Origin of the sequence: Sphingopyxis sp. (genome assembly GCF_965279755.1) — a bacterium.
Lineage (GTDB): Bacteria > Pseudomonadota > Alphaproteobacteria > Sphingomonadales > Sphingomonadaceae > Sphingopyxis.
On sequence record NZ_OZ257261.1, the window covers coordinates 2,109,953 to 2,133,714 of the forward strand.

At 65.3% G+C, this 23,762-nt stretch carries 27 protein-coding genes; 16 read left to right on the forward strand and 11 right to left on the reverse strand.

The annotated features are described in order from the left end of the window. Window positions 1-30 precede the first annotated feature (30 nt). The 5 genes from ACQY80_RS10390 to ACQY80_RS10410 are packed head-to-tail and all read right to left on the reverse strand — an operon-like array spanning window position 31 to window position 4,617. Entirely contained in the window at window positions 31-927 is an 897-nt protein-coding gene (locus tag ACQY80_RS10390) for an NAD-dependent epimerase/dehydratase family protein (RefSeq protein WP_428685822.1), read from the reverse strand. 17 nt (window positions 928-944) lie between these two features. Then, the gene (proB, locus tag ACQY80_RS10395; RefSeq protein ID WP_428678992.1) at window positions 945-2,051 is read right to left on the reverse strand and encodes a glutamate 5-kinase; all 1,107 of its coding nucleotides are present in this window, start codon (window positions 2,049-2,051) and stop codon (window positions 945-947) included. Window positions 2,052-2,086: 35 nt separating this feature from the next. Then, complete coding sequence (locus tag ACQY80_RS10400) at window positions 2,087-2,899, reverse strand: MipA/OmpV family protein (protein WP_428678995.1); 813 nt, start codon at window positions 2,897-2,899, stop codon at window positions 2,087-2,089. Between the two features lie 49 nt (window positions 2,900-2,948). Further along, window positions 2,949-3,989, reverse strand: coding sequence for a GTPase ObgE (obgE, locus tag ACQY80_RS10405; RefSeq protein ID WP_428678997.1), 1,041 nt, complete (start codon window positions 3,987-3,989; stop codon window positions 2,949-2,951). Window positions 3,990-4,032: 43 nt separating this feature from the next. Further along, window positions 4,033-4,617 carry a TetR/AcrR family transcriptional regulator gene (locus tag ACQY80_RS10410; RefSeq protein ID WP_428685824.1) on the reverse strand — a complete coding sequence of 195 codons (585 nt, stop codon included), beginning with the start codon at window positions 4,615-4,617 and terminating at the stop codon, window positions 4,033-4,035. An 84-nt stretch (window positions 4,618-4,701) separates the two neighbouring features. Between ACQY80_RS10410 and ACQY80_RS10415 the strand changes: the two genes are divergently transcribed. The 3 genes from ACQY80_RS10415 to ACQY80_RS10425 all read left to right on the forward strand — a co-directional run bounded on the left by ACQY80_RS10415 (window position 4,702) and on the right by ACQY80_RS10425 (window position 6,851). After that, on the forward strand, window positions 4,702-5,592 hold the full coding sequence (locus ACQY80_RS10415; RefSeq protein WP_428678999.1) for a metal-dependent hydrolase: 891 nt from the start codon (window positions 4,702-4,704) through the stop codon (window positions 5,590-5,592). 135 nt (window positions 5,593-5,727) lie between these two features. After that, window positions 5,728-6,288, forward strand: a complete 561-nt coding sequence (locus ACQY80_RS10420) for a hypothetical protein (protein ID WP_428679002.1) — start codon at window positions 5,728-5,730, stop codon at window positions 6,286-6,288. A 32-nt stretch (window positions 6,289-6,320) separates the two neighbouring features. Beyond that, window positions 6,321-6,851 (forward strand): GNAT family N-acetyltransferase, encoded by a 531-nt coding sequence (locus tag ACQY80_RS10425; protein WP_428679005.1) that lies wholly within the window; start codon window positions 6,321-6,323, stop codon window positions 6,849-6,851. On the opposite strand, the gene ACQY80_RS10430 is transcribed toward ACQY80_RS10425, so the two are convergent. Next, the gene (locus tag ACQY80_RS10430) at window positions 6,848-7,294 is read right to left on the reverse strand and encodes an NfeD family protein (RefSeq protein ID WP_428679007.1); all 447 of its coding nucleotides are present in this window, start codon (window positions 7,292-7,294) and stop codon (window positions 6,848-6,850) included. The genes ACQY80_RS10425 and ACQY80_RS10430 overlap by 4 nt on opposite strands. A gap of 1 nt (window position 7,295) precedes the next feature. After that, the gene (locus ACQY80_RS10435; protein WP_428679010.1) at window positions 7,296-8,210 is read right to left on the reverse strand and encodes an SPFH domain-containing protein; all 915 of its coding nucleotides are present in this window, start codon (window positions 8,208-8,210) and stop codon (window positions 7,296-7,298) included. Window positions 8,211-8,282: 72 nt separating this feature from the next. Here ACQY80_RS10435 and ACQY80_RS10440 point away from each other — a divergent pair, with 72 nt between their 5' ends. Continuing rightward, the gene (locus ACQY80_RS10440) at window positions 8,283-9,086 is read left to right on the forward strand and encodes an HpcH/HpaI aldolase/citrate lyase family protein (protein ID WP_428679013.1); all 804 of its coding nucleotides are present in this window, start codon (window positions 8,283-8,285) and stop codon (window positions 9,084-9,086) included. Window positions 9,087-9,153: 67 nt separating this feature from the next. After that, entirely contained in the window at window positions 9,154-10,656 is a 1,503-nt protein-coding gene (locus ACQY80_RS10445; RefSeq protein WP_428679016.1) for a M28 family peptidase, read from the forward strand. Between the two features lie 38 nt (window positions 10,657-10,694). On the opposite strand, the gene ACQY80_RS10450 is transcribed toward ACQY80_RS10445, so the two are convergent. After that, a complete protein-coding gene (locus tag ACQY80_RS10450) occupies window positions 10,695-12,068 on the reverse strand; it encodes a class II 3-deoxy-7-phosphoheptulonate synthase (protein ID WP_428679019.1) in 1,374 nt (457 codons plus the stop codon). Between the two features lie 260 nt (window positions 12,069-12,328). Here ACQY80_RS10450 and ACQY80_RS10455 point away from each other — a divergent pair, with 260 nt between their 5' ends. Genes ACQY80_RS10455 through ACQY80_RS10470 form a run of 4 tightly spaced genes read left to right on the forward strand, consistent with a single transcriptional unit; the run spans window position 12,329 to window position 15,404 of the window. Further along, the gene (locus tag ACQY80_RS10455) at window positions 12,329-13,006 is read left to right on the forward strand and encodes a cyclic nucleotide-binding domain-containing protein (RefSeq protein ID WP_428679022.1); all 678 of its coding nucleotides are present in this window, start codon (window positions 12,329-12,331) and stop codon (window positions 13,004-13,006) included. Window positions 13,007-13,051: 45 nt separating this feature from the next. Continuing rightward, on the forward strand, window positions 13,052-13,402 hold the full coding sequence (locus tag ACQY80_RS10460; RefSeq protein ID WP_428679025.1) for an ArsC family reductase: 351 nt from the start codon (window positions 13,052-13,054) through the stop codon (window positions 13,400-13,402). After that, window positions 13,399-14,472, forward strand: coding sequence for a glycerophosphodiester phosphodiesterase (locus ACQY80_RS10465; protein ID WP_428679028.1), 1,074 nt, complete (start codon window positions 13,399-13,401; stop codon window positions 14,470-14,472). Before ACQY80_RS10460 ends, ACQY80_RS10465 begins: the two co-directional genes overlap by 4 nt. Continuing rightward, entirely contained in the window at window positions 14,469-15,404 is a 936-nt protein-coding gene (locus tag ACQY80_RS10470) for an aldo/keto reductase (protein ID WP_428679030.1), read from the forward strand. Before ACQY80_RS10465 ends, ACQY80_RS10470 begins: the two co-directional genes overlap by 4 nt. Window positions 15,405-15,503: 99 nt before the next feature. On the opposite strand, the gene ACQY80_RS10475 is transcribed toward ACQY80_RS10470, so the two are convergent. Continuing rightward, complete coding sequence (locus ACQY80_RS10475; RefSeq protein ID WP_428679033.1) at window positions 15,504-15,719, reverse strand: helix-turn-helix transcriptional regulator; 216 nt, start codon at window positions 15,717-15,719, stop codon at window positions 15,504-15,506. Between the two features lie 30 nt (window positions 15,720-15,749). Then, window positions 15,750-16,169, reverse strand: a complete 420-nt coding sequence (locus ACQY80_RS10480) for a hypothetical protein (protein ID WP_428679036.1) — start codon at window positions 16,167-16,169, stop codon at window positions 15,750-15,752. Window positions 16,170-16,308: 139 nt separating this feature from the next. Here ACQY80_RS10480 and panB point away from each other — a divergent pair, with 139 nt between their 5' ends. The 6 genes from panB (at window position 16,309) to ACQY80_RS10510 (ending at window position 21,582) form a co-directional block, all read left to right on the forward strand. Beyond that, the gene (gene panB, locus ACQY80_RS10485; RefSeq protein ID WP_428679038.1) at window positions 16,309-17,172 is read left to right on the forward strand and encodes a 3-methyl-2-oxobutanoate hydroxymethyltransferase; all 864 of its coding nucleotides are present in this window, start codon (window positions 16,309-16,311) and stop codon (window positions 17,170-17,172) included. Between the two features lie 100 nt (window positions 17,173-17,272). Next, window positions 17,273-18,100 carry a tetratricopeptide repeat protein gene (locus tag ACQY80_RS10490; RefSeq protein ID WP_428679041.1) on the forward strand — a complete coding sequence of 276 codons (828 nt, stop codon included), beginning with the start codon at window positions 17,273-17,275 and terminating at the stop codon, window positions 18,098-18,100. Between the two features lies 1 nt (window position 18,101). Further along, window positions 18,102-19,436 (forward strand): PQQ-binding-like beta-propeller repeat protein, encoded by a 1,335-nt coding sequence (locus ACQY80_RS10495; protein ID WP_428679044.1) that lies wholly within the window; start codon window positions 18,102-18,104, stop codon window positions 19,434-19,436. Window positions 19,437-19,480: 44 nt separating this feature from the next. Further along, complete coding sequence (gene der / locus ACQY80_RS10500) at window positions 19,481-20,857, forward strand: ribosome biogenesis GTPase Der (protein ID WP_428679046.1); 1,377 nt, start codon at window positions 19,481-19,483, stop codon at window positions 20,855-20,857. After that, window positions 20,847-21,062 (forward strand): sulfurtransferase TusA family protein, encoded by a 216-nt coding sequence (locus tag ACQY80_RS10505; RefSeq protein ID WP_428679049.1) that lies wholly within the window; start codon window positions 20,847-20,849, stop codon window positions 21,060-21,062. The genes der and ACQY80_RS10505 overlap by 11 nt, the downstream gene beginning before the upstream one ends. Window positions 21,063-21,177: 115 nt before the next feature. Continuing rightward, entirely contained in the window at window positions 21,178-21,582 is a 405-nt protein-coding gene (locus ACQY80_RS10510) for an Hpt domain-containing protein (protein ID WP_428679052.1), read from the forward strand. Here ACQY80_RS10510 and ACQY80_RS10515 read toward each other — a convergent pair. Then, window positions 21,576-22,832 carry a DUF418 domain-containing protein gene (locus tag ACQY80_RS10515; protein ID WP_428679055.1) on the reverse strand — a complete coding sequence of 419 codons (1,257 nt, stop codon included), beginning with the start codon at window positions 22,830-22,832 and terminating at the stop codon, window positions 21,576-21,578. The genes ACQY80_RS10510 and ACQY80_RS10515 overlap by 7 nt on opposite strands. A gap of 136 nt (window positions 22,833-22,968) precedes the next feature. On the opposite strand from ACQY80_RS10515, the gene ACQY80_RS10520 reads away from it, so the two are divergent. Next, window positions 22,969-23,748 (forward strand): Coq4 family protein, encoded by a 780-nt coding sequence (locus tag ACQY80_RS10520; RefSeq protein ID WP_428679058.1) that lies wholly within the window; start codon window positions 22,969-22,971, stop codon window positions 23,746-23,748. The last annotated feature ends 14 nt before the right edge of the window (window positions 23,749-23,762 follow it).

Below are 23,762 nucleotides of genomic sequence, written 5' to 3' on the forward strand. Positions count from 1 at the left end.
CGGGCGGGCAATGGCGCCGTACCAGCGACGTCAGAGCCAGCCTTCGCGCCGGTACCAGCTCACGGTTTCTGCCAGGGCCTTGCCGGTTTCCAGCTCGGGTTTCCAAAGCTCGACAGGCGGGCCGGCGCCTTCGGTCGCGACCCAGTCGGGATGCGCGATATAGCGCGCGCGGTCCGGGGTCAGCTTGGCATTGTCGCGGCGGACGAGCTTGTCGAGCTGCCCCGCGGTCTTGAGAATGATCGGCGGGATCGGGATAGCCGAAACGCGCGCGCGTTCGACCGCGCGTCCGATCGCTTGCGCGAAGCTTCGATACGACCAGCCGGCCGGTGTGCCGTCGTCGGGTTCGTAAATCTGCCCGATGCTGACGCTATGGTCTGCCGCGACGGTGACGAGCAGGCGTGCGAGTTCGCTCACATAGATCGCCGACATCCGGCCCGGCGGTACCAGCGCCACGCCGCGTTGCGCCATGCGGAACAGGTCGAGCATTTCGGTATCGCCCGGACCGAATACGGCGGGCGGACGCACGATCGTCCAGTCGAGGCTGCTTGCCTCCACAACCGCCTCGGCGCGCGCCTTCGACCAGCCATAGTTGGAAAGGTCGGGCTCGCGCGCGGCGAGCGAGGAGACATGGACGAAGCGGCTGACGCCAGCGCCCTGCGCTGCCTCGAGCACATTGGCGGTAGCGGTTGCGTTGCCCGCCTCGAAATCGGCGCGGGTCGGGACGTTCACGACGCCGGCGATGTGCATTACGACATCGCTGCCCGCCGCCATCCGGGCGAGGCTGTCCTTGTCGTCGAGCGCCCCCGCGATCCACGTTACGCCCTCGCGGGCATCCTGCGGGCGGCGGGTGAGCGCGCGGACGTGCCAGCCCGCCGCGATCGCCTGCGCCATGGTTGCGCGCCCTACGAAGCCGGTCGCCCCGGTCATCGCGAGCACGCGGCCGCTCACAGCAGCACCATATGGTCGCGGTGGACGATCGCGGTGCGCGGCGCATAGCCAAGCGCGGCTTCCTGCGCGTCGCGGCCGAGGCCAAGGATCGCGGTGGCGTCGGCGGCTGGATATTCGGAGAGGCCGCGCGCGATGACACGCCCGTCGGGGTCTGCGATGTCGAGAATGTCGCCGCGCACGAAGCTGCCGGTCGCGGCGGTCACGCCCGCCGCCAGCAGGCTCGCGCCGCCGCGCAGCGCCTTCGCCGCGCCCGCGTCGATCGTCAGCCGACCTTTCGCCGTCAGCCCGCCCGCGAGCCATGCCTTGCGAGCGCTCGCGCCCTTTTCGGCTACGAATAACGTATGGCGCGCTGCGGTCGAGAGCGGCCGGTCGATCCGGCCCGAGGCGATCGCGAGGTGCGCGCCCGCGGCATTTGCGATGCGCGCCGCCGAAATCTTCGACACCATCCCGCCCGATCCCATGCCCGACGCCGATCCGGTATCGGCCATCGCCTCGATCGCCGCGTCAATCCGCTCGACGCGCGCTATGTGGTTTGCACCGGGCTGAGCAGGATTCTTGTCGTAAAGGCCGTCGATGTCGGACAGCAGGATCACGCCGCCCGCGCCCGCCGCCTGCGCGACGCGCGCCGCCAGCCGGTCGTTGTCGCCGAAGCGGATTTCCTCGGTCGCGACGCTGTCATTCTCGTTGATCACCGGCACGACGCCAAGCCCGAGCAGGCGGTCGAGCGTCGCGGCGGCATTGAGATAGCGGCGTCGATGCTCGAGATCGTCGAGCGTCACCAGTATCTGGGCCGCGGTCAGCTCCTCGGCGCCCAGCACCTCGGCCCAGACCTGGCTCAGTGCGATCTGACCAGTGGCAGCCGCCGCTTGCGCGTCCTCAAGGCTCGCGCGTCCGCCTTTTGCGAGCCCCAGCCGCCGCGCACCGAGCGCGATCGCGCCCGACGAGACGACCGCGACCTGCTGGCCGGAGCGGGTGCGTTCGGCGATGTCGGCGGCAATGCCCGTCAGCCAGTCGCGCCGGACGGCGCCGTCGGTATCGACGAGCAGCGCCGACCCGATCTTGACGATCAGGCGTGAACAGGAGGCGGGCGGAAACAGGCTCATGATGCGCGCCGCTTAGCGCGCGCGGCGAGCCAACGCTATTGTTTCGTGCCGCCGCCGAAGGTGTAGCTGAGCGCGACGCCGACCGAAGGCTGGCTGCGCGTCCCGAGTTCGCGCGTGACGGGCGAATCGGCCGCGTCGCCGACGAGGCGGTCATAGCGGCCATAGAGTGCGACGCCCCAGCGCTTGCTCAACTGGCGCAGATAGCCTGCGGTGACCCCGACCGACTGGACGCCGCCCTTCGGATCATAGGCCGCAAGACCCGATGTCGCGGCGGCAGCAGGCGTCACACCGAAATAGGCACGGTGATAGCGATCGTCGCCGAAGGTCACGCGCGGGCCGATCGAGAACAGCCAGTCGTCGCCATCGCGCGTGATATAGTCGGCGCTGGCTTCGCCGACCCAGCCCTTGTGGCCACTCAGACCCTTGCGCCCTTCGATGCGGACGCGAAAGGAGGGGGTCAGCGAGACTTGCGCGAAACCGCCCGCTTCGATCGAAAGACCAACCTTGGGCAGATCGGCTCCTACGTCGGCGGCGGTTCGCTTGCCAATGAAGCCGAAGGCGGGCCCGAACGCGAATTTACCCGAATGGACAAGCGGCGAACCGAAACTCTCGTCGGGGGCTTCGAACTCGAACGGAACCCCCTCGGGCGAACGCGAGAGATCTACATACGGCCCGACCGACAAATCTTCCGATCCCGGCCATGACGGGGACAATTGCGGCCCAAGGATGATCCGGGTGCGCTTCGCGGGGGCGTCGTCATCCTGAGAGGCGTGCGCCGGCGCGCTCGCGAAAAATGCCAGCGGCATTGTGCTGAAGAGAAAGGCTAAAGATCTGCTGCGGCGGGTCATGCGGAACTCCTTGTGTTCCGTGTGAAATTCGTCGCGGCCATCTTCGTTCCTAAAGCGGCGACCAGTCGCTCGATTCCTCGCTCTCGTCCTCGCCGGGCTCGGGATAGCCGATCGCCTCGAGAAGCTTGTCGAGTACCGCTTCGATTCCCGCGCCGCTCGCGCCCGACAGCGCCATCACCGGATGGCCGCTTTCGGCTTCAAGCTCGGCCGAGAGCGCCGCGATCAATTCGTCGTCGAGCGTGTCGACCTTGTTGAGCGCGACGATCACCGGCTTGTCGATCAGGTCGCCGCCATAGGCCTCGAGCTCGTCGCGGACGATGCGATAGCTGGTGGCGACATCCTCGTCGTTCGCATCGACGAGGTGGAGCAGCACGCGGCAGCGTTCGATATGGCCCAGGAAACGATCGCCGACCCCGGCGCCTTCGGCGGCGCCCTCGATCAGGCCCGGAATGTCGGCAACGACGAATTCATTACCCTTGTGGCTGACGACGCCGAGCTGCGGGCGGAGCGTGGTAAAGGCGTAAGCGCCGACCTTGGCCTGCGCGTTGCTGACGGCGTTGATGAAGGTCGACTTGCCCGCGTTGGGCAGGCCGACAAGCCCCGCGTCGGCGAGCAGCTTGAGGCGCAGCCACACCCATGCTTCCTCGCCCGGCCAGCCGGGACCGTGCTGGCGCGGGGCGCGGTTGGTCGACGTCTTGTAGCTGGCATTGCCGCGCCCGCCGTCGCCGCCGCGCAGGAAGTGGACGCGCTGGCCCTCCTTCGTGAGGTCGGCGAGCAGGGTGCGATCCTCGTCGTCGTCGAGGATCTGCGTGCCGATGGGCACATGGATGATCAGATCGGGACCACCCGCACCGGTGCGGTCGCGGCCAGCGCCGGGGGTGCCGCGCTTTGCCTTGAAATGCTGGGTATAGCGAAAGTCGATCAGCGTGTTGAGCCCGGCGACGGCTTCGAAGATGATGTCGCCGCCCTTGCCGCCGTTACCGCCGTCGGGACCGCCATATTCGACATATTTTTCACGACGGAACGACACGGCGCCGGGGCCGCCGTCGCCGGATTTGATGAAAATCTTGGCTTGATCGAGGAAATGCATCGAGCGCCTTTAGTGGGAAGGCGCCGAAAAGGCCAGCTTTGCCTCAGCCGCGCTTGCCGATCCCGTGCGACAGCATCGATTCCAGCGCAATCTCGCGCGCGCGGCTGCGCGGGACGCCCAGCGCGCGCGACAGCGGACCGCCGAACAACGCGTCGCCGAGCGCCATCAGTACCAGCTGCATCGTCTCGTCCTCGATCGGGGCCTCTGCTTCGCTATGGTCCTCGCGCAGCTCTTCGACCAGGTCGCGGATCGCCTTCAGGATCGGATCGAGCGCATTCTCGTTGCCCGACAGGATCATCCAGCTCGCGAGCGCGCCGGCACCTCCGGTGTCGAAGGCGTCGAAGGCAAGGTCGACGACTTCGCGCGGATTCTGGTCGCTCGCACGCTGGCGGAAAATCGTCTCGCGGATCGTCGTAGTGATGAAGGCGGCCATCTTCTGGATCAGCGCCTGTTGCAGCCCCGCCGCGCTGCCGAAATGATGGAGCAGGTTTGCGTGCGTGCGGTCGACCCGCGCCGCGACGGCTTTCAGTGTCACGGCCTGCGGGCCGCTTTCGATCAGGATCTGACGGGCTGCCTCAAGCGCGGCGGCCCGGCTCTCTTCCGGACTCAGCCGCTTTTTGACTGCAATTGACACCACTGTAAGTAACCTTTAACATTCACCCCACCGGACGTCCCCACGTCCTTGCAACCCCTTTCCGACGGTGAGGATCATATGTCCAGTCTTTCGCTCTCCCCGACGCCGAATGACCTTACGATAACGCCGCGCGACGTCCGCTTCGGACGCGACGACACGCAGGGCCGCTGGTGGCTCAACGGCGACCCGATCGCTTCCGCCTTTCATACCGCGCTGTCGGTGACCTTTCCGAAGGGCGAGGCGATGTTCATCGAGGCGGTGAAGGCGCACCGTGAGGGCGTGCCCGACAAGCTGGCGCGCGAAATCCGCGCCTTCACGCAACAGGAAGTGATCCATAGCCGCGAACATGTCGTCTTCAACAAGAAGGCGGCCGAAGCCGGATATGATCTCGGCGAACTCGAGGCTGACGTCGACGAGGTGATGGCGCTGATCAAGGCTCGTCCGCCGATCGTCAACCTGATGGCGACGATCGCGCTCGAACATTATACCGCGATGATGGCGGCGGTGATGCTGAAAGACCCCAGGATGTACGAGGGCGCCGAGCCCGAATGGGGGGCGCTCTGGAAATGGCACGCGATCGAGGAAATCGAGCACAAGGGCGTCGCCTACGACACCTGGCTCCATGCGACGAAGGACTGGAGCCGCTTCCGCCGCTGGCGCGCCAAGTCGCTGATGATGCTGCTCGTCACGACGCGTTTCTGGCCGCGCCGCGTCAAGGGGATTAAGGCGCTGCTCGGGCAGGACGGCCTCACCGGCTGGCGCGTCACGGCGCGCATCTGGTGGTATTTGCTCGGTTCGCCGGGTGTCCTCCGCCGCAGCTTCCTTCCCTGGCTTTCCTATTTCATGCCGGGTTTTCATCCCTGGAACCACGACGACCGCGCGCTGATCGGAAAATATGAAAGCGATTATGCCGACGCGATCATGCCCGCGCATTCGTCGGCGCCCGATCTGGCCGTAGCTGCCGCCTGATCCAGAGGTTCCGCAAGGGCGGGCATCGGGAACGGAATTCTCTCTCTCCCCTCCTGACCCGTCCTTGCGGGGCGCACCGGACTGGACGCGCGCGGCGCTCTCCCATATTCCTTTCCCGGTGGGGAAGGGGACGTCATGCAGTCATCTCTATCGGCGGCGGAAACGATGCAGATCGAGCTGCAGCTCGCGGGCCGCGCTTCGTTGCTTCAGTTCGGTTGCGGCAACAGCACCCTCGTCGCGGCGCGGCAGGCTCAAAATATCGTCAGCGTCGACAGCGATGCCGTCTGGCTTGCCGAGGTCGGCGCGAATCTTGCGCGGGCGGCGATCGACTTCACCCCCTTCCACGCCGACATCGGGCCGACGGGCGATCATGGCTATCCGGCCGGCGACGCGCACGCACGCGACTGGCCGCGCTATCATGTCGATGTCTGGCGCCGGCTTTCGGCCAGCCCCGACGCGGTGCTGATCGACGGTCGCTTTCGCGTCGCGTGCCTGTTGCAGGCGCTGATCCACTGCAAGTCCGACTGCCTGTTCCTGTTCCGGGGTTTCGACGATCATGCGAGCTATCGGACGGTGCTGAAGCATGTCGACACGCTCGCGCGGATCGATAGCCTCGCAGTGCTGCGCGCGAAGCGACAGGTCGACGGCACCGCAGTGCTGCACGACCTGTTCGACCATTTCCTGATCCCCAATTGACCGCTGCGCCTCCGCTGCGGCATGTCGGGGTCATGTTTACATCGCCCCCCACCATCGAGACCGACCGGCTGCGCCTACGCCCGACGCGCTTTGCCGACAAGGATATCCATATCGCGATGTGGGCCGATGAACGCGTGACGCGCTACATCGGCGGCGAACCGCGTGCGCCCGACGTCAGCTGGGCCAAATATCTGAGCTCGGCCGGATTGTGGCCGGTGATGGGCTTTGGTTACTGGGTGTTTGCCGACCGGGCCAGCGACGCGCTGATCGGCATGGGAGGCTTGAGCTATTTCTGCCGCGGCATCCCCGAGCTGGAGGATTTTCCCGAAGCCGGCTGGGCGTTCGACGCCGACCATTGGGGGGCGGGTTATGCGACCGAGGCAATGACCGCGGCGCTCGGCTGGGCCGACGCCAACCTCGATGCCACGGAAGTGCGCTGCATCATCGACCATGGCAATGCTGCATCGGAACGTGTGTCGGAAAAGCTCGGCTTCCGGCACATCGGCGACAGCGACGCGCTGGGGAATGTCGTGGGCGTCTATTCGCGGCCGAAGGGCGGTTAGGCGGCCTCCACCACCAGCACGCCGCCGTCGGCGCTGACGACGCGGACCTTCGTTCCTTCGGCGGCATCGGGGCCATGTACCGGCCATTCGCCATCGCCGACCTTCGCTCGGCCGCGGCCGTCCTCGATCGCGCGGGTCACGGTCAGCACTTCGCCGATCAGACGGTGGCCGCGCTGGTTGAGATTGGGATCGGTGGTGGTGATCGGGTTCGCCTTCAGCCAGCGGCGACCGCCGTAAAGCGCGACGATCGCGAGCACTGCGAAAATGCCGAGCTGGAGCGGGATGCCCAGCGGCAATACCCACGCGAGCACCCCGGTCACGATGGCTGCGGCGCCAATCCAGATCAGGAAGAAACCGGGCGCGACGATCTCGGCGGCGACGAGCAGCACGCCGACCGACAGCCACACCCAATGCGGGTCCATTTCGGAAAGGAAGTCGGGCATGTCAGGCTCCCGTCTTGCGTTCGAGCGCGTCCCTGGCGAGTTCACCGATGCCGCCAAGCGTGCCGATCAGCTGCGTGGCTTCGACCGGGAACAGGATCGTCTTCGCGTTCGGGCTGGTCGCGAACTGGCTCACCGCCTCGACATATTTCTGCGCGATGAAATAGTTGATCGCCTGCGCATTGCCGCCCGCGATCGCGTCCGACACCATCTGCGTCGCCTTGGCTTCGGCCTCGGCTTCGCGTTCGCGCGCCTCGGCGTCGCGGAACGCTGCTTCGCGGCGGCCCTCGGCCTGCAGGATCTGGCCCTGTTTTTCGCCCTCGGCGCGCAGGATTTCCGACGCACGCGCGCCTTCGGCCTCAAGGATGTTGGCGCGCTTCTCGCGCTCGGCTTTCATCTGCCGCGCCATCGCGTTCGAAATGTCGGCGGGCGGGCGGATGTCCTTGATTTCGACGCGCGTGATCTTGACACCCCATGGCGTGGTGGCGTCGTCGACGACGTGGAGCAGGCGAGTGTTGATCTCGTCACGCTTCGACAGCGTTTCGTCGAGGTCCATCGAACCCATCACGGTGCGCAGGTTCGTCGTCGTCAGGTTCATGATCGCCAGATAAAGATCGCTGACTTCATAGGCAGCCTTGGCCGCATCGAGCACCTGGAAGAAGACGACGCCGTCGACGGCGACCATCGCATTGTCCTTGGTGATGATTTCCTGGCCCGGAATGTCGAGCACCTGCTCCATCATGTTCACCTTGCGGCCCACACGATCGAAGATCGGCATGATGAAGTTGAGCCCCGGCTGCGCGGTGTGCGTGTAGCGGCCGAAACGCTCGATCGTATAGGCATAGCCCTGCCGGACGGGTGTCAGGGCCCAGACCAGGAACACCAGAGCCAACACCACCAGCGCAAGCGCGAATTCCATCGATCATCCCCTCTCGCAAATTCAGTGCCTTCCTTATTGCGGCAATGCGCGCCCTGCGCCACAGAAAAGCGCATGACCGACTTTGCTCCGCGCTCGCTGCTCTACGTCCCCGGATCGAACGCCCGCGCGCTCGAAAAAGCGCAGGGACTCGCCGCCGACATGCTGATCATCGATCTGGAGGACGCCGTTCCCGCCGATCGCAAGGCGGAGGCGCGCGCGGCGATGCGCGCCGCCGTGAACGCGGGCTATCCGGAAAAGCGCATCGCGGTTCGCGTGAACGCGACGGGCACCGGCGAACAAGCAGATGATATTGCGGCGCTCGCTGGGTTGGCGCTCGACGCGGTGGTGCTGCCGAAGGTCGATGCGACTTCCGATCTCGATCCGCTGCGCGGGCTCGGCCTGTCGATCTTCGCGATGATCGAGACGCCGGCCGCTATCTATGCTGCGCGCGACATCGCCGCCGATCCCGCGACGCATGGGCTGATCGCGGGGCTCAACGACCTCGCGCACGAACTGAAACTGCCCGATGGCATGGACCGCCGCGCAATGAGCCATGCGATCCAGGCGATCGTCCTCGCGGCGCGGGCGGGCGGTGTCTGGTGCTTCGATGGCGTTTACAACGCGATCGACGATGCTGCTGGCTTCGCGGCCGAAGCGGCCGAGGGTCGGCGGCTCGGTTTCGACGGCAAGACGCTGATACATCCTTCGCAGGTCGATCCGTGCAACCTCGCTTTCGCGCCGTCAGCGCGCGAGATCGCCGAGGCCGAGGCGCTCGTCGCCGCAGCCACCGGCGGCGCGCAGCGGCATGAGGGGCGGATGATCGAGGATATGCACGTTGCGGCCGCACGCGCCTTGCTGACGCGCGCGGGGCGCTGAAGCCGCCGTTCGTCGTTCGACGAACGTGCCTTGCCTGCATCTTTCCGCCATGCCATGCGGCGCGTCCATGAAAATCCTGAAATTTCATGCCGCGATCGCGGCCGTCGCCCTTGCCACCATCGCTCCCGCCGTCTCCGCAGCGCCCGCCGCCGGCGACGCTCCGATTACGGAGACCGATCTCGCAAGCCATATCAAGACGCTCGCCAGCGATGCGTTCGAGGGTCGCGCCCCCGGTACCGAGGGTGAGGACCGCACGATCGCCTATGTCGTCGGCGAATGGGCAAAGGCCGGGCTCGAAGCCGTTCCGGGCAGCACGACGCCCTGGCTGCAGGGTGTACCGCTTGTCGAGACGACGGGAACCGGCGGCACCGCGACGTTCAGGGTGAACGGCCAGAATGTCACGCTCGGTGACGACAGCATCACGCTGACCGGCCGCGACCCGTCGGTGTCGCTCGCGAACCTGCCGGTTGTCTTTGTCGGCTATGGTCTGGACGGCAAGGGCAAGGTCAACGCCGATGTCACCGGCAAGCTCGCCGTGATGCTGTTCGACAATGCCCCGTTCGGCGAGAAGCTGCCGCGCTACCGCGAGCGACGCCAGATGCTTGCCGAGGCCGGTGCGGCTGGTGTGCTCGTCATTGCGACCGATGCCGTACCCTGGACCCAGCTTCGCGCTTCGGCCGGCAGCAAGGCGACGCGCCTTGCCTCGGCCAAGCCCGGCGCCCCGGTCACGGGCTTCCTGTCGGCCGAAGCGGCCGATGTGCTCTTCGGGAAAGCCGGACAGGATGGCGCCGCGCTACGCAAGGCGGCCGAGGCCGCCAATTACAAGGGCACCGCGCTATCGGTCACCGCCGATATCCAGACGACCTCGATCGTCCGCCCCTTTGAAAGCAACAACATCATTGCCAAGCTGCCGGGCGCTAGGCCCGACGGCAAGGCGGTGCTGTTCCTCGGCCACTGGGACCATCTCGGCATCTGCGCGCCCGACGATCCGAAAGACCGGATCTGCAACGGCGCCGTCGACAATGCGAGCGGTATCGCAGTGCTGATCGAGGTGGCGAAGCGTCTCGCCAGCGGCACGCGTCCCGATCGCGACATCTATTTCATGGCGACGACGGCGGAGGAAAAGGGCCTGCTCGGCGCCCATTATTTCGCCGCCAATCCCGTCGTGCCGCTTGCCGACATCACCGTCGCGCTCAACATCGACACGATCGCCATCTCGCCGCGCGGAACGCCGGTCGCGACGATCGGGCGCGGCAAGCCCGCTTATGATGCGGTGGTGCGCGACGTGGCGACGAAACTCGGCCGCAAGCTTGACGAGGATGGCGAGGCCGATGCCTTCGTCCAGCGTCAGGACGGCTGGGCGCTCGGCGCGAAGGGCGTCACATCGCTGATGGTCGGCGGCAGCTTCTCCGACATGCCGCTGCTCGAAAAGTTCCTCGAAAGCGATTATCACGGCCCCGCCGATGAATTTTCGGACAAGGTGCCGCTCGGCGGCGCGGCCGAGGATGCTGACCTGCATGTCGCATTGGGACGCGCCTTCGCCGATACGAAGCGCTGGCCGGGAAAATAAGGGTGTCGCCCCCGCGCAGGCGGGGGCGATGTTAGCTGTCACGCCGCCTGCTTGGCGCGCTCCGACATTTCCTGATTGAGCATTTCGGCGAGCAGGAATGCGAGTTCAAGGCTCTGCCCCGCGTTAAGGCGCGGGTCGCAATGCGTGTGGTAGCGGTCGGCCAGATCCATCTGGGTGACGTCCATCGCGCCGCCGGTGCATTCGGTGACATTCTGGCCGGTCATCTCGATATGGATGCCGCCGCCATGCGTGCCCTCGGCGCGGTGCACGGCGAAGAAGCCGCGCACTTCGGCAAGGATGCGCTCGAACGGGCGCGTCTTGTAGCCGTTGGGCGTCTTGATGACATTGCCGTGCATCGGGTCGCACGACCAGACGACGGGATGGCCTGATTCCTTTACCGTGCGCACCAGCTTGGGCAAATGCGCCTCGATCTTGTCGTGGCCGTAGCGCGTGATCAGCGTCATGCGGCCCGCGACATGGTTCGGATTCAGCGTGTCGAGCAGGCGCAGCAGCGCGTCGGGTTCGAGGCTGGGGCCGCACTTCATGCCGACCGGATTGCCGATGCCGCGGAGGTATTCGATGTGCGCCGAGCCCTCGAAGCGGGTGCGGTCGCCGACCCACAGCATGTGACCCGACGTATCGTACCAGCCGCCGGTCAAGCTGTCCTGCCGCGTCAGCGCCTGCTCATAGGGGAGCAGCAGCGCCTCGTGGCTGGTGTAAAAACTGGTGCCCTTGATCTGCGGGACGGTCTCGGGCGTCACGCCGCACGCTTCCATGAAGGCGAGCGCTTCGGAAATCCGCGCGGCGGTCTCCTGATATTTCTTTGCCCACGGGCTGCGGTCCATGAAATCGTGCGTCCAAGCGTTGACCTGATGCAGGTTTGCATAGCCGCCGTTCGCAAAGGCGCGCAGCAGGTTCAGCGTCGCCGCCGACTGGTTATACGCCTTGACCATCCGCTGCGGGTCGGGTTCGCGGCCTTCGGCCTCGAACGCGATGTCGTTGATGATGTCGCCGCGATAGCTCGGCAGCGACACGCCATCGACATCCTCCATGTCGGCCGAGCGCGGCTTGGCGAACTGGCCCGCCATGCGGCCGAGCTTCACCACGGGCATCTTCGACGCGAAGGTCAGCACAACCGCCATCTGAAGGAGGACGCGGAAGGTGTCGCGGATATTGTTCGGATGGAACTCGGCAAAGCTCTCGGCGCAATCGCCGCCCTGCAGCAGGAAGGCCTTGCCCTCCGCCACCTTGGCGAGTTCGTTCGTCAGGTCGCGCGCTTCGCCCGCAAAGACCAGCGGCGGATAGCCCGACAGCTCCTTTTCGGCGGCCGCGAGCGCGGCATCGTCCTTATAGGTGGGGAGCTGCCGCGCATCGTGCGAGCGCCAGCTGTGCGGTTGCCATTGTTGCGTCATATCTATCGTCTTCTGCATTTCGGGGTCCGAATCGTGCGCCGCCATGGCGCGAATGCGTCCCCGACGCAATGCAGCGAAGGATAACGCGTGCAAAAATTAGCATTTTGGTGGCTTTTACGCACCTATGCTTTTCTCGATCAGTGAAAAGTGATAAATTATTGCAACAAGGCTGCGTGGGTCGCGGCAGCCAAGGCATTCGACGCTCGGTAACGTTAAGATGCTGATGGCCTCTTGAGGGCCTCGACGCGGAAGGGCTCTATATGGCCAGTTTCGACCCCGCCTGGTTCGGTTATGGCGCGCTTCTGGTGCTTCTCGCGGCCAGTCTGGTCGCTCGCGTCGACCATGTCCGTATCGGCCTCGCGATCGCGGCCCTGCTCGCGCTGCCGGTCGCAGTCTTCGGATGGCGCGGGACCGGCTACAGCCTGCTCATCCTCGCCATCCTACTCGTCAATCTCGGGCTGATCGCGCGACTGTGGCTCAACCGTGCCAAGGTCAGCTTTTCGGCCGAGGAACAGGCCCTGCGTGATCGCCACTTCGACGGGCTCGGTGCGGTCGCGGCGCGCGCCCTGATCGATCAGGGACACTGGATTTCGGCAAAACGCGGCGAGATGCTGATCCGCGAGAATGAGGCCGCGCCCTGCCTGTTCTACCTTGCCGAGGGCACCGCGGCGATCCACCGCGACGGTCAGGATGTCGGCGCGCTCGCCGACGGGGCGCTGATCGGCGAGGCGACCGTGCTTGACGGGACCAATGCGACCGGCACCGTCGTGCTGACGAGCAATTCGCGGCTGTGGTTCATTCCCGCCGCGGGCTTGCGCGCCTGGCTGGCGGCGCGCCCAGACGTCGCGGCGGCGCTGCACGAAGGCTTTGCGCGCGCGCTGCGCGGCAAGCTTGCGACCGCCAATGCGCGCATTGCCGACCGATCGTCCATCGCATAGGCTTGCCGCCTTCGATCTGTAACAGGCGGACCCTAGGCGAGGCGCATGACACTGACACTTTATGGTATTCCCAATTGCGACACGGTGAAGAAGGCGCGCCGTTGGCTTGACGATCATGGCGTTGCCCACCGCTTTCACGACTATCGCAAGGACGGCCTCGACGCGTCGCAGCTTCAGGGCTGGATCGACACGCTCGGCTGGGAAAAGCTCCTGAACAAGAGCGGCACGACCTTCCGCAAGCTGCCCGATGCACAGAAGGAAGGCCTTGATGCCACATCGGCGAAGGCGCTGATGCTCGACCAGCCCGCGATGATACGCCGCCCGCTGGTCGACGCCGACGGCGCGCTTAGCCTGGGCTTCTCGGTCGATGACTGGCAGAAACGCTTTGCGGTATGAAGGTCTGGCGCGCCGTACTGATGCTGCTGGCGCTCGCCGGCTGCGGGGCTGAACCGATGGCCGCGCAACCCACCCTCGACGGCAAGCCGCCGATCGTCATCGCGCACCGCGGTGCATCGGGCGAACGGCCCGAACATACGCTGGCCAGCTATGAGCTCGCGATCGAGCAAGGCGCCGACTTCATCGAACCCGATCTGGTGTTGACCAAAGACGGCGTTCTCGTCGCGCGGCACGAGAACGAGATTTCGGAAACCACCGACGTCGCCGACCATCCCGAATTTGCCGCCCGCAAGGCGACGAAGACGATCGACGGCAAGGCCGTGACCGGCTGGTTCACCGAGGATTTCACGCTCGCCGAGCTCAAGACGCTGCGTGCGAAAGAACGCATCCCACAGCTGCGCGGCACCGCGCACGACGGGCAATATGAAATCCCGACCTTCGCTGAAATTCTCGACCTGCTGGTCCGCGCCAACAGGGGACGTGACCATCCCGTCGGCGTTTATCCCGAAACCAAGCATCCGACCTATTTCATAGCGATCGGATTGCCGCACGAGGCGCCGCTGCTCGCGATCCTCGAGAAATATGGCTATCGCGGCCGGACGGCGCCGGTGTTCATCCAGAGCTTCGAGGTTGCCAACCTCAAGGCCCTTCGCGCGAAGAGCGACCTGCCGCTAATCCAGCTCATGGACGGTGAGGGCGGACCCGCCGATGACCCGAAACAGACCTATGCCGCGATGGCGACGCCCGAAGGATTGAAGGCGGTCGCCGCCTATGCCGACGGGATCGGGCCGTTCAAGGAAATGATCATCCCGCGCAGCGCGCTCGGGACTCTGGGCGATCCGACCGCCCTCGTCCGCGACGCGCATGCGGCGGGGCTCAAGGTCCATCCTTGGACCTTTCGGCGCGAGAATTATTTTCTGCCGCTCGCCGACAAGGCCGGGCTCGATCCGGCGGGGCACGGAGATCTCGGCGCCGAGATCGAGGCCTATCTGAAGACCGGCATCGACGGATTGTTCAGCGACAATCCGCGCGAAGCGGTACCGGCGGTGAACGCGGGAGCAACGCAATGACCGAACGCAGCCTTGGCCGCAGCGGCTTGACGACCCGTCCCTTCGTCCTTGGCGGCAACGTCTTCGGCATGACCGCCGATCGCGCGGCGAGCTCTGCGATCCTCGATCGCTTCGTCGAGCACGGCGGCGGGATGATCGACACCGCCGACGTCTATTCCGCATGGGTTCCGGGTCACAAGGGCGGCGAGTCGGAAACCGAAATGGGCGCCTGGCTGAAGGCGAGCGGCGCACGCGACAAGATATTGATCGCCACCAAAGTCGGCATGATGCCCGGCGGGCTCAAGCCCGATTGCATTCGCGATGCGGTGCAGGGGTCGCTCGACCGGCTAGGTGTTGATGCCATCGACCTGTATTTTGCGCACAAGGACGATCCCGACGTCCCGCTGGACGAGGTGCTGGGCGCCTTTGCCGAGCTGGTCGATGGCGGGATCGTGCGGTCGATCGGCGCCTCGAACTACAGGGCCGACCGGCTTGCCGAGGCGCTGCGCGTTGCGGATGGAAGGGGCCTGCCGCGGTTCACGGTGATGCAGCCCGAACTCAACCTGCTCGACCGCGTGCAATATGAAGGGGCGCTGCAACAACTCTGCATCGATCAGGGGCTGGGCGTCATAACCTATTTCAGCCTCGCCTCGGGCTATCTGACGGGCAAATATCGCGGCGCCGACGACCTCGGTAAAAGCCGGCGCGGCGCGCGTGTCGGACCCTATATCGAGGGCAAGGGCCCGGCGGTTCTCGCCGTGCTCGACCGCATCGCGGGTGAAACCGGCGCGACGCTGTCGCAGATCTCGCTTGCCTGGGTCGCGGCACAGCCCGGCGTCACCGCCCCGATCGCAAGCGCGACGAGCGTCGCGCAGCTCGACGAGATCATGGGCAGCGTCGAGGTGACGTTGACCGGCGATCAACTCGCCGCGCTGACCGCCGCGGGCGCCTGAACGCAGCCTTCCGAGAGGGAAGGCCCGGCACGGGCAACGGGGGGGGGCGGGGGAGCCTGTACCGGGCCGGCGCGGCCGCGCGTGGGATCGGGCGGGTGCTCAGTCACCATCCCATTGAAAGACTGCCTCAAGCGGCTTGTCGAAGATGCGGGCGATCCGGAATGCGACCTCGAGCGACGGCGAATATTTGCCCTGCTCGATCGCCGCGATCGTCTGCCGCGTCACGCCGACGCGGTCGCCCAGCTCGCCCTGCGTCATCTCGCCGGCCAGAAAGCGGAGCGTGCGGATGTCGTTGGTGAAAGGCGGCTTAGCCATGTCGGCTGCCCTGCAGAACGGCGCACATGATCATGCGCCGGTCCGATAGGCGCTGACTTGGCTTGCCAGCCGCACCAGTTCGGCGACGACGATCGATGCGAGCAGGCCATTAAGGACCGTCGCCAGATCGCCCGTCCAGTAACCGAGTGCAAAACAGCAGATCGCGCCGACGATCAGCACATAATAGGCGCGGCTGGCCGCGCGGCGGGTGATGTCCCGGTCGCGTTCGTCCGCCGGGGCATTGGCATCGCGTGGGCGATGGATCGCCAGTGCGACCGACGCGACGGTCAAGACCAGCGTCATGGCGATGGCGACGACGATCAGCATGCCGCCCTGTACGGCAAGTGCCGGGGTTCCCGTCAGTCCCCAGGGGAAAACCATCGCGTACCAGCCAAAGGCGAGAGCGATTACTGCCAGCGTTAGCCAGTCGATTTTCTCACGAAATGTCATCGGGCGAATCTCCATGTTCTGTATTAATGACACTATGTTAAAAATATCTAACATTGAGTCAAGATGATTTTACATCATGGGCGTCGGGGCGGAGTTTCGCGCTTTCGCTCGTGGGCAGGACGAGCTAGACCCCCGCGCCATGTCCACTCTTCCAAAAACCCTCACCCTCGACACGTCGACAAGCCGCGCGAACCCGACGCCGCAGTTGATGAAACGCCTGACGGTGCCGCGCATCCGCCAGCGCAAGGGCGGCGAACCGCTCGTCATGCTCACGGCCTACACCGTCCGAATGGCACAGCTGCTCGATCCGCATTGCGACATGCTGCTGGTCGGCGATTCGCTGGCGCAGGTCATCTATGGCCTTCCGCATACGGTCGGCGTGACGATGGAGATGATGGCGCTGCACGGTGCCGCCGTCGTGCGCGGCAGTTATCATGCTGCAGTGATCGTGGACATGCCGTTCGGCAGCTATGAAGGCGGTCCCGAACAGGCGTTCCACAATGCCGCTCGCCTGCTGAAAGAAACCGGCGCCGCGGCGGTGAAGGTCGAGGGCGGCAAGGTGCTCGCCCCGACGATCGAATTTCTGACCCAGCGCGGCATTCCGGTGATGGGCCATGTTGGCCTGACACCGCAGGCGGTGAACATCCTCGGCGGCTATGGCGTTCGCGGCAAAAGCGAAGAGGAAGCGCGGTCGATTGTCGAGGACGCGGTTGCGGTGGCGCAGGCCGGTGCCTTCTCGATCGTCATCGAGGGCGTGCTCGAATCGATCGCGATCGAAATTACCAACAAGGTCGCCTGTCCGACGATCGGCATCGGCGCATCGGCGCAATGCGACGGCCAGGTGCTCGTGACCGACGATATGCTCGGCATGTTCGAACGCGTACCCAAATTCGTGAAACGCTATCAGGATATGGCGGGTGTCGTGAACGGCGCCGTGAAGGAATATGCGGACGAGGTCAGGTCTCGTTCATTCCCGACCGGGGATCAGACCTACGCAGGCTGAGGCCCGGGTATAGCGCGCAAGTGAATTGCTTGGCCTTTTTCGGTGCCGTCGCTAAGGAAGCCGGCGGCGCTGGGCCAATTTGAAGTCTATGGAGGTTTAATTGGCCCTGAGCCCGACGAACGATGCGGCATTGTTGCAGGAAGTCGATGAAGCGGTCCGCAAGGATCGGGTCGATACGATCATGCAGAACTATGGGCGCTGGATCGTCGGCGGCGTCGTGGCCGCGCTCCTCGCATTCGGCGGCTATCTCTATTGGGGGCACCGTCAGGACATCGCGCATGGCGAAAAGGCCGAGCAATTGCTTGCCGCTTTTGACAAGGTGAAGGCGAACCAGCCGACCGCCGCGAACGCTGCGCTCAAGACGCTCGAAGGCGAAGGCAATGCCGCCTATCGCGCCGCCGCGCTGATCGAGCAGTCGAACCTGAAAGCGCAGTCGGGCGACATGAAGGGCGCCGCCGCGCTGATGGCGAAGGTCGCAGCCGACACCAAGATCGACCAGTCGCTCCGCGACATGGCATTGATTCGCCAGACCGCGCTCGAATTCGACACGCTGAAACCCGAAACGATAATCGCGCGCCTGAAGCCGATCGTCGATGCGAAGGATCCGGTTTCGAGCTGGTTCCCCAGTGCGGCCGAACTCAGCGCCGCGGCTTATTATCAGCAGGGCCAATATGATCAGGCGGGCAAGCTTTACGGCCGTATCGCCAAGCTGCCGACCGTGACCAAGACGTTGCAGTCGCGCGCAGTCCAGATGGCGGGCATGCTCGGCGTCGATGCCGTCGCCGACCGCGCGGCGGACAGCCTCAAGGCAGAAGTGGAAGGCGCCCGCGCCGCCGCGGACACAGCAAAGGCGGCGCAAACCGCCGCAGGGGACCAGAAAGGCACGCCGGGCGCAGCGGCGGCCGCAAAGAGTGAGGAAGCCAAGTAAGATGCGGAAACGCCATTATGTGATTTGCGCGGCGCTGCTGGCGCTGCCGCTTGCGGGCTGCGGCGCGTTCAAGGGCAATGGTGGCCCCAAGACGCCGACGGTCGGCCAGCGCGTGTCGATCCTTTCGAATGACAACAGCATCAAGGTCGACCCGGTAACCGAGGCGGTCGCGGTCGTGCTCCCCGAGCCCGCCGTCAATGTCGCATGGGCGCAATCGGGCGGTAATGCTTCGAAGTCGATGGGCCATCCGGCGTTGGGCGCTGCGCGCAGCAAGCTGTGGGAAGCGCGCGTTGCCGGCAGCACCAACAAACAGCGTCTCGCCTCGTCGCCGGTGGTGGCGGACAATCGCCTGTTCGTCGTCGATACGGACGCGGTGGTGACGGCCTATGCCGCCGACACGGGCGCCAAGCTCTGGAGCGCGTCGATCGGTAGCACCGGCAAGGATTATCGCGACTCGCTGTTTGGCGGTGGCGCAGGGGTCGACGGCAACACCGTCTATGCGACGAGCGGTTCGGGCGATGTCGCGGCGCTCAACGTCGCCGACGGCAGCGTGCTGTGGAAGGCGAAGCCCGCCGGGCCGCTGCGCGGCGCGCCGACGATCGCGTTCGGTGGCGTCTATGTGATCAGCCAGGACAACCAGATTTTTGCCCTCAACCAGGCGAACGGCGCGGTGCAGTGGCAGGCGACCGCGTCGATGGAGCCCGGCAGCGTGTTCGGCGCGGCTTCGCCGGCCGCCGGGCAGGGCACGATCGTCGCCGGCTATTCGTCGGGCGAGGTTCAGGCCTATCGCTACGAGAATGGCCGCGACCTTTGGGAGGACGCGCTCGCACGCACGTCGATGGCGCTGTCGGTTTCGACGCTGTCGGACGTCGATGCCGATCCGGTGATCGACCGCGGCCGTGTCTTCGCGCTCGGCCAGGGTGGCCGCATGGCGAGCTATGAACTCGTCACCGGCCAGCGCAGTTGGGAAATCTCGATCGCGGGCATCTCGACGCCCTATGTGGTCGGCGAGTGGGTCTATGCGATGACCGATGACGGCAAGCTGCTGTGCGTCGCGCGCACCAGCGGTAAGGTTCGCTGGATTCAGCAGCTCGCGCGCTACCGGATCGAGACCGAAAAGAAGAAGAAGGATCCGGTTCGCTGGACCGGTCCGATTCTGGCCGGCGGACGTCTGATCGCGGTAAACAGCGAAGGTCAGCTCGTCGAATTCTCGCCCGCCGACGGATCAACACTGGCGACGACCGAATTCAAGGTGCCGCTGTCGCAGTCGCCGGTGGTCGCGAACAATATTTTGTATATTCTGGCAGACGACGGATCCATCACGGCCTGGCGCTGATCGCGTCCGGGCCGGGGCGGCCCGGATAAGATAGGAACCAAGCCATGGCGCGATCCGCAACGATCGCCATTGTCGGTCGGCCCAATGTCGGCAAATCGACGCTGTTCAACCGGCTGGTCGGCAAGCGCCTTGCGCTCGTCGACGATCAGCCGGGCGTGACGCGCGACCGCCGCGAGGGCGACGGCAAACTGCTGGGCCTCGAATTTCTGATCGTTGATACCGCGGGGTTCGAGGATCAGGATGCTGCGACGTTGCCCGGCCGTATGCGCGTCCAGACCGAAAAGGCGGTGCGAGAGGCCGACGCCGCGCTGTTCCTGATCGACGCGCGCGCGGGCGTGATGCCGCTCGACGAGGAAATCGCGCGCTGGCTGCGCAGCGAGAATACGCCGGTCATCCTTTGCGCGAACAAGGCCGAAGGCAAGCAGGGCGAGGCCGGGCTGATGGAGGCGTACAGCCTCGGCTTCGACACCGTGTTCGCGCTCAGCGCCGAACATGGCGAAGGACTGGTCGATCTGTTTGACGCGCTGCGTCCGATCGTCGAACCGTTCATGGACGATGCCGTCGAGGCCGTCGAAGCCGAAGAGGGCGAGGATGAACCGCTCGGCCCGATGAAGCTGGCGATCGTCGGCCGGCCGAATGCCGGCAAGTCGACGTTGATCAACCGCATGATCGGCGAGGATCGTCTGATCACCGGGCCGGAGGCGGGCATCACGCGCGATTCGATCCGCGTCGACTGGCAGTGGGAAGACGGCGGCGAGGTCCACGAAATCCAGCTGTTCGATACGGCCGGGATGCGCAAGCGCGCCAAGGTTCAGGACAAGCTCGAGAAGCTCTCGGTCATGGACGCGCTGCACGCGGTCGACTTTGCCGAGGTCGTCGTCCTGCTGCTCGACGCAACCAAAGGTCTTGAGGCGCAGGATCTCCGCATCGCCGACCGGGTGTTGCAGGAAGGCCGCGCGCTGATCGTCGCGCTCAACAAATGGGACGTCGCGGAGAATCCTTCGGCGCTCTACAACGGCGTGCGCGCCGCTCTCGACGACGGGCTCAGCCAGGTGAAGGGTGTTCCGGTGCTGAGCGTATCGGGCGCGACCGGCAAGGGTATCGACACGCTCGTCCGCGTCGCGTTCGAGCAGCGTGCAATCTGGACTAACCGCGTGTCGACCGCAAAGCTCAACCGCTGGTTCGAAGGCGCGGTGGAAACCAATCCGCCGCCGGCGCCGGGCGGAAAGCGCATCAAGCTGCGCTACATCACGCAGGCGCGCACGCGTCCGCCGACCTTCGTCGTCTTCGGCACGCGAACCGATTCGCTGCCCGGCAGCTACGAGCGTTATCTGGTCAACGGCATGCGCAAGGAACTGGGGTTCCAGGGCGTTCCGGTGCGGCTCAATTTCCGCAATTCGCGCAATCCCTATGACGAGTGACACGGCCGCCGTGGTGGTCGATGCGCGCGGAATGCGCTGTCCCTGGCCCGCGCTCCGGCTGGCCCGCGCGATGCGCGAAGCGGCCGAAGTGCGGCTGCTCGCCGACGATCCGCAAGCGGGCCGAGAAGTCGCAGCGCTGGCGGCCGAGCATGGCTGGCAAATAGGTGATCATGCCGCCGGCGGTTGGATCGTCCGCCGCGACTGACCCGAAATGGGGCGTCTTTCGTCGGAACGTCCGATCGTCGTAACGGCCTTTTAACCCACTTTGGGCAAGGGTGGCCCGGGACCACGACCGAATTTGAACACCGAGGGACAGGGCATTGGACGAGATCCTGGTCGATTGGGATGAATTCCGTGCAACGCGCACCCAGCTGGGCGCGGCGTTCGTGCGTATTCTCGGCTATTTCCGCGAGGACGGCACCAAGTCGGTGGCTGCGATCGAGGAAGCGATGCGCGCGCGCGATGCGCGCGGTCTCGTCATGCCTGCGCACACGCTGAAGAGCGAGGCGCGCCAGTTCGGCGCCGAACGCCTCGGCGCGCTTGCCGAAGACATCGAGATGTTCGGGCGTCATTGCGTTGAAGCGCAGATCAGCCCCGAGGAATATCTGCCGCACGTCGTCACGCTGCGTACTTTGTTCGAGGAAACGCTCGACGCGCTCGAGCGCGAGGCGAACCCGCTCGTCCAGCGCCGCCCGTCGGGTTTCGGTCGCGCCGTCGGTTACTGAGGCGGCGCGGTTTTCCGCATCGGTTGCGGGCTCAGGCGCGACAGGCTGCGCCAGATCCATTCGAGCGGACCATAGTTGAAGCGGTCGAGCCACGGTTTCGACCAGAGCAGCATCGCCGCCCACATGCCGAAGCAGAAGAGATAGAGCGCGGTGCGCCCGACGCTGCCGAACAGCCCGAGCCCATATCCATAGAAGATCGTCGTCATCACGATCGAAGTGGTGAGATAGTTGGTGAAGGCCATGCGGCCCGTCGCGGCTAGGCGCGCGCGCACGGCGTCGCTCGATACGGTCTTGATCAGCAGCATGATCAATGCGGACCAGCCGATCGTCATGATCACGTCGAACGGCATCGACAGCGACAGCGAGGCGCCGAAGGTCGACACGGCGCTGAACCCGCTCGCATATTGATAGCAGCCAAGCGCGACGAGCGGCGGGATCGCGATCAGAAAGCCGGCAAGCGCCCATTTTCGGTAGCGCGCGGCCTCCCATTCGCCGGTCAGCATCCGCGCTTTGAACAGCGCCATGCCGATCAGCATCAGGCCCATCGTCTCCCACAGGAACATCAATGCCTGGACAAAGGGTTCGGTCGCTTTCGGGCCGAGTTTCTCGCCTACGATGCTGCCATAGCTGCCGAGGTGGACGGCTATTTCCTTCGCATAACCCGGGGACCCGGGGCCCATGTCGGCGTTCATCCTGGCGAGGTCGTCCCGAACCTGCGCCATCGCCTCGGGCGGCAGCTTCCCCGCCTCCGCTAGCGCGAACATCAGCCAGCCCGACCCGAGGATGAGCAGCGCGACGATGAAGAAGGCGACGGCCCAGATCACCAGCGCCTTCGCCGACAGGTTGCGGAAGGCGAAGAGGATGAGACCGCATATCGCGTAGAGAAACAGGATGTCGCCGAACCAGATGAAATAGAAATGGATCAGGCCGAAGATCGCGAGCCAGACCATGCGCGAATAATGCGATCCCGCCGCGCTGCGGCCGCTTGCCTGTGCGCTCTGGATCACCAGCAGGGTGCTCGCGCCGAACAGCATTGAGAACAGCCCGCGCATCTTCGAATCGACGAACACGAAGTTGAAGAACCAGGTCGCGAGGTCGAGACCGCCGACCGGCCCGCCCGCGAGCGGGTTGACGTACGCCGAAAAGGGCAGGGCAAAGGCGACGATATTCATCGCCAATATCCCCATCACCGCGACACCGCGGATCGCGTCGAGGCTCTCGTAGCGTGCTGCGGTTGCTTGCGTTTCCATGCCGGTTCCCCCTGCGGCCGAGAAAGGAGACCTATCGGGCGGCCAGGGAAGCGTCGAGGAGTTTGTTAAGCGTCTATTGACATCTATGTCAGTAATGCTATTCCCCCAGCATCAGATGATTCGTGAAAGAGCCGCCATGACCCCGACCATCTTCTCCCACCCCGATCGTCAGCCGCAGAAGTTCCGCCCGTTCAAGGCGTTCCAGCACTTTCGCAAGCTCATCAAGGACAAGGAAGATACCGAGCAGGTTTTTCACATCTTCGAAAACCTGCCGCGCAAGGGGTTCATGGACGACGCCCGCGCCTTCGTCGAAAGCGATTTCGGCCGCAAGCTGATGGAGCGTGAGCCCTATCTGCCCGACCTGCTCGACGACCATAGCTGGATCGACGAGCTGCCCGAGGGCACGGTCGGCCACGCCTATGTCACCTTCATGCGCCGCGAAGGCCTGTCGGCGGCCGGTCTGGTCGCCGAGGCGGACAAGATGGGCCGACCCAAATTCGACGATCAGGTGCAATGGTACGCCAATCGCCTGCGCGACACGCACGACCTGTTCCACATCCTGACCGGCTACGGCCGCGATGCGCTCGGCGAACAGTGCGTGCTGGGCTTCACCTACGGCCAGACCGGCAATTACGGCAATTTCTTCATCGCCTATGCCGGCGGCTATGAAGTGAAGCGCAGCATCAAGAGCGATGCGCCGGTGATGGGCGCGATCCGCCAGGGCCAGCGCAACGGCAAGGCTTCGAAGGCGATCATCGAGCAGGACATTCGCTCGCTCCTCGCCGAACCGCTCGACGCCGCGCGCGCCCGCCTCGGGATCGGTGAGCCGACGCTGTATAAGGAAGCCCACCGCGCCTATCGCAGCCGCGGCATCGATCCGTACAACTTCCTCGCGGCAAAGGCTGCGATGGCGTGAACGGAAAAAGCCCC